The sequence below is a fragment of the Pseudoalteromonas sp. MB41 genome (assembly GCF_020966275.1).
Lineage (GTDB): Bacteria > Pseudomonadota > Gammaproteobacteria > Enterobacterales > Alteromonadaceae > Pseudoalteromonas > Pseudoalteromonas lipolytica.
Genome location: NZ_JAJJZF010000020.1, coordinates 71,798 through 80,108 on the forward strand (window position 1 = coordinate 71,798; position 8,311 = coordinate 80,108).

The window sequence follows — 8,311 nt, forward strand, 5'->3', positions numbered from 1 at the left end:
AAGTTTTTTAAATGCTGCACTACTTTATTGTTGGATGTGTTTGCTCAAAAATCGCAGCGATTTTTTCAGGGAGTTGGCGTTCGACTTCCCGCACGGCTTCATCTATAGCAGCATGGAACGCCTTTGCAGAGGCATTACCATGGCTTTTAACAACAATACCGCGCAATCCTACCAGACTTGCGCCATTATACTGGTCGGGGTTCACCCGCTTGTAGAGCTTTTTTATCACTGGACGCAATAAAAACGCCAAACATTTGTATAAAAAATGTTTGTGTAAGGCTTTCGTTAATTTATGCATGATAAGTTTGGCAATCCCTTCACAGGTTTTTAATGCCACATTACCTACGAATCCTTCGCACACAATCACATCGGCTTTACCACTGAAAATATCGCTACCTTCACTGTAACCTGTGTAGTTGAGATATTTACATTGCTGCATTAGTTGTGCAGCTTGCTTTATTCCCTCATGCCCTTTGATGTCTTCAGAGCCAATATTTAATAAACTAACGCGAGGATTATCACAGCCAAGCGCTTGTCCTGCGACCACAGAGCCCATAATGCCAAACTGATAAAGTGTTTGCGCATCGCAATGCACATTGGCCCCTAAATCTAATAGATAAACGGGATCTTTTCGCTCAGTAGGGACGGCTGAAATAAGGGCTGGTCGTTTTACACCCGGTAGCATCTTTAATACATAATGCGCCATAAAAAATAACGCGCCAGTATTACCCGAGCTTACACAGGCTTGCGCTTCACCCGATTTAACTAAATCAAGGGCAACTCGCATTGAGGAATCTTTTTTTGAACGAACAGCTGAAGCGGGTTCACACGCATTAGTAACAACTTCACTACAATGACGAATGATTAATCGCGGGTGAGAAAGCGAATCAAGCGCTTCAAGTTCTTTAAGAATAACTTGCTGATTACCACATAAGATCAGTCTTAAGTTGGTATTAGCATTTACCGCTCTTACGGCGGCGGGGATAGATGAACGGGGGCCGTAATCGCCCCCCATCATATCTAACGCTATGGTTAGATTGGTCAGCATATAGCAATCTCTTAGTTAGAAATTACTTTAACGCCTTTATAGTAACCGTCAGCAGTTACGTGGTGACGACGGTGAGTCTCACCAGAAACTTGGTCTACAGTTAAAGTTGGACCACTGATCGCATCGTGTGAACGGCGCATGCCGCGTCTTGCACGAGACTTTTTGCTTTTTTGTACAGCCATTAGTCTTCTCCTAAGAATCTTTCTTAAGTTGTTTCAAAATATCAAATGGATTTGGTTTGTCATCTTTTGCTGATAATTTACCAAAGCTTGTAGGCTCTGATGAATAACTGCACGAGGCTTCGTTGTGTGTAGGCACTATAGGAATTGCCAAAATCAGTTCGTCTTCGATTAACTCAAACACGTTGATTTCGCCATTTTCGTCCAGTTCTACTTCATCGTAACCTTCAGGAAGATGATCTGACTCTGCATCCAAACCGACTGGCGAATACACAAAGTCTTGATCCAAATCCAACCCTAATTCACCATTGCAGCGTTGACAAGTTACGGTTACATGTACTGATAAATTACCACTTATCACTACTAAACCCTGGTCATCAATTTTGCAATGAATCTTTACCGCTATTTCACCTGCTTCTTCCTGCACAACTTGCTCTAAACGAGAAAGTTTTTCAAGCGGTACAATACCGTCATACGTTAAACGATGTTGTGCTGCTTTGCTGGGATGAAGAGTGATGGGAATTTTCACCTTTTGCATAGGGGCTGCATCATATAGATAGTTAGTTGGTTAGTCAAAGTAAAAAACCAATTTTAGTCGGTTTTTAACGATCTTCTGCTTTGTTTTCGGATTCATTGTGGCTTATCCTTGCCAAAAGACATTTTATACCCAGAATATTTTATGAAACCAACACTTATATTAGCGTCAAGCTCACCATTTAGACAGCAATTAATAACTAAATTAAATCTACCTTTTGAAAGTTTTTCACCTGATATCGATGAATCAGCGCTAGAAAATGAAACGCCCTCGCAACTTGTTAAGCGACTAAGTGAGCAAAAAGCGCGTGTCGCAGTTGAACATTTTACCAATGGCTTAGTGATAGGCTCTGATCAGGTGGCCGTTTTCAACAATAAAATACTAGGTAAACCACACAATAAAGAAAACGCCGTTGCGCAATTATCCGCATTTAGCGGCCATACTGTGAGATTCTTAACGGGTTTGAGTGTCTTCGATATAGAATCAAATAACGCAATCACGACGGTTGTGCCATTCGACGTGACTTTTAGAACACTAACACTTGAGCAAATTGGCGCATATTGCGATGCTGAGCAACCTTACAATTGTGCTGGCAGCTTTAAAAGTGAAGGATTAGGTATTTGCTTATTTGACAAGCTCAGTGGCGATGACCCAAATACACTTATTGGCCTGCCACTGATCACATTAACTAAAGTACTGGCTGAGTTTGGTGTTGATGTACTGACTCTTCAGCATGAGATGTCAACACGCTAAGTAACTGCCAATACGAATCAACGACAGTAATCGGCGCATGTTGTTGCAACTGTGCCTTACTGTGGGCACCAAAGCTCACACCAATACAGGCAATACCAGCGGCATTCGCCATCGCCATATCCAATTGGCTATCGCCAATCATCACAGCATCACTTTTCGCTATGCCCTGCTCGTGCAAAATTTGCTCCAGCATATCAGGGGATGGCTTTGACATAGCATCATCTGAGCATTTTACGTTCATAAAATACTTACCGAGGCCCGACTCATTAAGTAATCTATCAATACCTTCACGTCCTTTACCTGTAGCCACAGCCAATTGCACACCTGTGTCGCTTAGCTGATTTAATACCATTTCTACATCAGCGAATAACGGTGTAGGTGTGACATCTAGCTCACGGTATTGGGCTTTATAGCCAGCGACTAGTTCATCATTTAAGTGTAAATAGGCAGGAAAAAGTGCTTCAGTCGCTTTGGTTAGCGATAAGCCAATCACATCTTTTGCTTGCTGCTCTGTTGGTATATCGATACCAAGCTGTTTGGCAGTATTTTGCAAACACGTAACAATTTTCGGCACAGAATCCATGACTGTGCCATCCCAATCAAAAATAACCAGCTTAAATTTGTTCATTATCAGCACGTAGTTTTTTAATACAGTTACTTAACGCTTTGTCTAATGGCGCTTCAACATGCATCGTTGTTTCGTTTTTAGGGTGGATAAAGCGTAAATCATGCGCATGTAAAAACAACCGATTTAACCCCGTTAACTTATTAACGTATTGATCAAATTCAGCCACACCATATTTATCATCACACGCAATTGGGTGACCTTTGCATTGCGTATGAACACGGATTTGGTGAGTACGCCCAGTCACCGGCGACGCTTGCACCAGTGAACACTCTGCATAACGCTCTAGAACACGGAAACGTGTGTGCGACGGTTTACCTTCGGTATTGTCTACACGCACCACGCGCTCACCAGACTTTAAAGTATTTTTACGTAAGCCTTCAGTGACGTTTTTAGTTTTCGCATCCCATTGCCCATCAACCAGTGCCCAATAATTTTTTTCCATGGTTTTTTCACGCAACTGCTGATGCAAGTGTGTAAGCACAGAACGGCGCTTTGAAATAAGTAAACAGCCTGAAGTATCACGGTCAAGACGGTGAACCAGTTCAAGGCTGCGCTCTTCTGGGCGAAGTACTCGCAGTGCCTCGATTAAGCCATAACTTAAACCACTGCCGCCATGCACCGCCATTCCTGACGGCTTATTAATCACCATCAAGTATTTATCTTCAAATAAAATGGCCTCTTCAAGCTGTTTAACCTTATCTAGCTTTTTCGGCACAAATTCATCTTTTTCGGCCACTTTTATGGGCGGAATACGAATAACATCATCAAGTTGTAATTTATAAACGGGTTTAATGCGCTTTTTATTTACTCGCACTTCACCTTTGCGAAGAATTTTATAAACTGCACTTTTAGGCACACCCTTCAGGTGAGTAATAAGAAAGTTATCAATGCGTTGACCTAAGTGGTCTTCACCTATGGTAACAAATGATACTTGTAAGCCGGTTTTTTCTGACATTGCCTAATCACTGATTTAAGTAAATAATTTAGTTGCTAACGCGGTTGTAATAGTGGGATAATCACCGCTGCGAACATAAAGTTTGCAAGTAACAACGGTGCTTTTTACCACATTAAAACATTCGTGATGCATATTCTGGGTTGCCGATCATACAGATCCGCGCTAAGTTTTCCAAAGCTTTTATAATTACCCAGCCAACACGAGCGTTCAATTATCGGCGATGCGCGTAATATATTGCCTGCATAATTTGAGCACGAATGCTGATTAATGAATAGAAAAAGCAATTGAACAAGATAAATTGTCTGATAGTGACGACGTAACAACGTCATTCAGAGTAAGCTGTTGTAGCAAGACATTGAATTAAAATTTGAACATGGTCGACTTCGGAACAGAACTCGTAAATTAAAACCGTGAAAGACGCGGCAGTTTTGGCACCAAAAAGAATTTAATAACGTGACAACATGTTATTGTCAGCCACACCATAGACACGCTCAATGTAAGCGAACAACGTCGGTTTTTGATTTTAACCAGTCGTGAGATTGCACAAGAATAACCGTCAAAAACCACTGAACAGACGAAATGATATCGTCATGTCAGCGACAGAAATTAGTAGAGTAACAATATGAAACGTATGCTAATCAATGCGACGCAGCAAGAAGAAATGCGCGTTGCACTGGTTGATGGCCAGCGCCTGTATGATTTAGACATAGAGAGCCCAGGTCACGAACAAAAAAAAGCCAATATTTACAAGGGTAAAATTACCCGTATCGAACCATCACTAGAAGCAGCCTTTGTTGATTATGGCGCGGAAAGACATGGTTTCCTTCCACTGAAAGAAATTGCACGCACATACTTCCCACAAGGCTATACATTCCAAGGTCGTCCGAATATTCGTGACGTAATCAAAGAAGGCCAAGAAGTAATTGTTCAGGTTGATAAAGAAGAACGTGGCCAAAAAGGCGCGGCACTAACAACCTTTATAAGCGTAGCAGGCAGCTATTTAGTACTTATGCCAAATAACCCTCGTGCCGGCGGTATTTCACGTCGTATTGAAGGTGATGAGCGTACTGAACTAAAAGAAGCGCTAAGCCGTTTAGAACTTCCTAAAGGTATGGGGCTCATCGTCCGTACTGCGGGTGTTGGCAAATCATTCGAGGAACTAGACTACGACTTAAAAGCGCTTTTAGTTCACTGGGATGCCATTCAACAAGCTGCAGATAGCGGCCCTGCTCCATTCTTAATTCACCAAGAAAGTAACGTTATTTTCCGTGCTATCCGCGACTATCTACGTCGTGATATTGGTGAAATTTTAATTGATAAAGCCCGTGTTTTTGAAGAAGCTAAAGCGCATATTGAACGCTTTCGCCCTGATTTCATGAGCCGTGTTAAGCTTTATCAAGGCGATGTGCCATTATTCACACATTACCAAATCGAAAGCCAAATTGAGTCAGCGTTCCAACGCGAAGTTCGCTTACCTTCTGGTGGTTCAATCGTTATTGATCCAACAGAAGCGCTTACCTCTATCGATATTAACTCGTCAAAAGCAACCAAAGGCGGTGATATCGAAGAGACCGCGCTTAATACGAACCTAGAAGCCGCTGATGAAATTGCACGTCAATTACGTCTACGTGACTTAGGTGGTCTTATTGTTATCGATTTTATCGATATGACACCACCTCGCCACCAACGTGAAGTTGAAAATCGCCTAAAAGATGCTGCACGTCCAGACCGTGCTCGCGTACAAATAGGCAAAATTTCACGCTTCGGCCTTCTTGAAATGTCACGTCAACGCCTGCGTCCATCTCTAGGTGAAGCAAGCCAAGGTCCGTGTCCGCGTTGTAATGGTCAAGGCACTATTCGTTCAAACGAATCAATTGCATTGTCTATCCTTCGTTTAATCGAAGAAGAAGCAATCAAAGACAATACATCGCAAGTAAACGCACAAGTACCTGTTGCGGTAGCTGCTTACTTATTAAATGAAAAACGCCGTAGTGTGCACCGTATTGAAAAACGCCATAGTGTTGATGTGGTCATTATTCCAAATCAACACATGGAAACACCGCACTATGAAGTAGTTCGTTTACGCAAAGATGAAACGATTGAAACTGTTAGCTATGAGCAAGTCGTTGCACCAGAGCCAGAAGCATTTGAAATGGCTAAAGCACCCACAGCACCGGTTCGTGAAGAGCCTGTGTTAAAAGGTGTTGTTATGCCAACAAACCCAGCGCCACAAGCTGCTCCAAAAGCTGAACAACCAGCTCAAGAAGTTAAGAAAAGTGACGGTGGTTTATTTGCAGCCATTGGTAAATGGTTTAAATCACTCTTCAGCAACTCTGAAGAAGAGACTGAAAAAGAGCAAGAAGAGAAAAAAGCGGCACAACAGCGCAGCAACAACCGTCGCAATAACGACAACCGTCGCAGAAGCAATAACCAACGTCGTCGTAACAACTCTCGTAATAAGCGTCCTTCAGACGTTGAAGCGAAAGAAGAGAAACCGGCCACTACTTCAGCTCCTGAGCAAAAAGAAAGTAACGAAAACCGTAATAAGCGCCGTCGCAATTCGACTAACCGAAAGCGAAATGAAAAGCGTACTGATGACGTAGAAACAACGTCAACAGAGGCAGTTCAAGAAACGCAAACGGAGCAACCGAAAGAGACTAAACCTAAGGTTCGCCGTCAACGTCGTAATATTCGTAAGAAAGTGCGTTTACAAGACGAAAATGCCGAGGAAGTAAAATCAACTCAGAGCAGTGATACTGTTCAGGCTGAGAAAACAGACAAAGCAGCAAAACCTGCCAAACAGGCGAAAGAAGCGAAAGACGATGTAGTACCAGAGGTTAAATCTGAAACGCCTGCACAGACTGAGGTTAAAGCAGAAAAACCTGCAAAAGCTGACGTTAAATCGGTTAAAACAGAAGAAACCAACACACCGGTTGAGGAGCAAAATGTAAACGCTGAGTCAGTTGCTGATGATGAACAAGCACAGCCGCGCACACGCTCACGTCGTTCACCTCGTCACCTTCGTGCAGCTGGACAACGCCGTCGTCGTCCTGAGCAAGATGAAAAGCAAAATGAAGATAAAGGTGACACACCTGCCTTTATTCCTGTTGCGGATCAAGCTGCTGCTGAATATGAAGCTGAATTAAAAGCTAAACAAGCGCAAACTGAGCAACCAGTTGAAGCGCCTGAATCAGCTAACACTGATGAGCCAGTTAAAGCTGAAGAGCCAGTAAAAGCTGAAGAACCAGTAAAAACTGAAGAACCAGTGCAAGCTGACGAACCAGTAAAAGCTGAAGAACCAGTTAAAACTGAAGAGCCAGTACAAGCTGAAGAACCAGTTAAAACTGAAGAGCCAGTACAAGCTGACGAACCAGTAAAAGCTGAAGAACCAGTAAAAGCTGAAGAACCAGTACAATCTGAAGAGCCAGTACAAGCTGAAGAACCAGTGCAAGCTGAAGAACCAGTAACAACTGAAGAACCAGTTAAAGCTGACGAACCAGTAAAAGCTGAAGAACCAGTTAAAGCTGACGAACCAGTAAAAGCTGACGAACCAGTAAAAGCTGAAGAGCCTGTTAAAGCTGAAGAGCCTGTTAAAGCTGAAGAGCCTGTTAAAGCTGACGAACCAGTGCAAGCTGAACAAGCACCTAACAATGAAAGAACAGTGTTAGTTAAGGGTTCAGCAAGCGCTGCAATGGCAAAACCTGCACCAGTTGCAGACAGCGAGCCAGTACCAACACCAGGTGCTATGGCACACGATAAACGTGAAGCTATTCCAGACAGTGGTTTACGCGCAGGTTCAATTAAACCTGCCGGTAAAGCCCGTGCTGATATGGCTAAAACATTATCGGCTGACTAGTCTAGCTGTTATATGAAAAAAGCCGCGTTATGAAAATAACGCGGCTTTTTTGTTTTAGATGTCTCGTCCTGAAATGTGTTTACACATTTAGGACTTATTATGACCAAGTCAAATAATACACCGATCAAACGAACACAACGAGATTATTCATTAGGCTTTAAATTACAAGTTGTCGACGCTGTAGAAAAAGGCGATATGACTTATAAACAAGCCCAAAAAATTTATGGCATACAAGGTCGCTCAACTGTGCTTACTTGGTTGAGAAAACACGGTAAGATGGATTGGACTCAATCACCTAAGATGACTATGCCTAAATCACCTAAAGCCAAAGAAAGCCCCGCACAAAAAATCAAGCGT

At 42.7% G+C, this 8,311-nt stretch carries 8 protein-coding genes; 3 read left to right on the top strand and 5 right to left on the bottom strand.

Translation table 11 applies throughout. The features are described 5' to 3' along the window. Positions 1–19: 19 nt before the first annotated feature. Genes plsX through yceD form a run of 3 tightly spaced genes read right to left on the bottom strand, consistent with a single transcriptional unit; the run spans position 20 to position 1,765 of the window. The gene (plsX, locus tag LPA49_RS16755) at positions 20–1,048 is read right to left on the bottom strand and encodes a phosphate acyltransferase PlsX (protein ID WP_036967971.1); all 1,029 of its coding nucleotides are present in this window, start codon (positions 1,046–1,048) and stop codon (positions 20–22) included. 11 nt (positions 1,049–1,059) lie between these two features. After that, positions 1,060–1,230 carry a 50S ribosomal protein L32 gene (gene rpmF, locus LPA49_RS16760; RefSeq protein WP_036967969.1) on the bottom strand — a complete coding sequence of 57 codons (171 nt, stop codon included), beginning with the start codon at positions 1,228–1,230 and terminating at the stop codon, positions 1,060–1,062. A gap of 10 nt (positions 1,231–1,240) precedes the next feature. Then, positions 1,241–1,765 (bottom strand): 23S rRNA accumulation protein YceD, encoded by a 525-nt coding sequence (yceD, locus tag LPA49_RS16765; RefSeq protein WP_036967966.1) that lies wholly within the window; start codon positions 1,763–1,765, stop codon positions 1,241–1,243. 141 nt (positions 1,766–1,906) lie between these two features. Here yceD and LPA49_RS16770 point away from each other — a divergent pair, with 141 nt between their 5' ends. Next, positions 1,907–2,515 carry a nucleoside triphosphate pyrophosphatase gene (locus LPA49_RS16770; RefSeq protein WP_180310886.1) on the top strand — a complete coding sequence of 203 codons (609 nt, stop codon included), beginning with the start codon at positions 1,907–1,909 and terminating at the stop codon, positions 2,513–2,515. Here the strand turns inward: LPA49_RS16770 and LPA49_RS16775 are convergent. Next, the gene (locus tag LPA49_RS16775; protein ID WP_180310887.1) at positions 2,451–3,143 is read right to left on the bottom strand and encodes an HAD family hydrolase; all 693 of its coding nucleotides are present in this window, start codon (positions 3,141–3,143) and stop codon (positions 2,451–2,453) included. The genes LPA49_RS16770 and LPA49_RS16775 overlap by 65 nt on opposite strands. Beyond that, a complete protein-coding gene (gene rluC / locus LPA49_RS16780) occupies positions 3,130–4,098 on the bottom strand; it encodes a 23S rRNA pseudouridine(955/2504/2580) synthase RluC (RefSeq protein WP_180310888.1) in 969 nt (322 codons plus the stop codon). Before rluC ends, LPA49_RS16775 begins: the two co-directional genes overlap by 14 nt. 622 nt (positions 4,099–4,720) lie before the next feature. Here rluC and rne point away from each other — a divergent pair. Then, complete coding sequence (gene rne, locus LPA49_RS16785; RefSeq protein WP_230237316.1) at positions 4,721–7,954, top strand: ribonuclease E; 3,234 nt, start codon at positions 4,721–4,723, stop codon at positions 7,952–7,954. Between the two features lie 99 nt (positions 7,955–8,053). After that, positions 8,054–8,311: helix-turn-helix domain-containing protein (locus tag LPA49_RS16790; RefSeq protein ID WP_326847808.1), on the top strand; the 258-nt coding region annotated here is incomplete at its 3' end.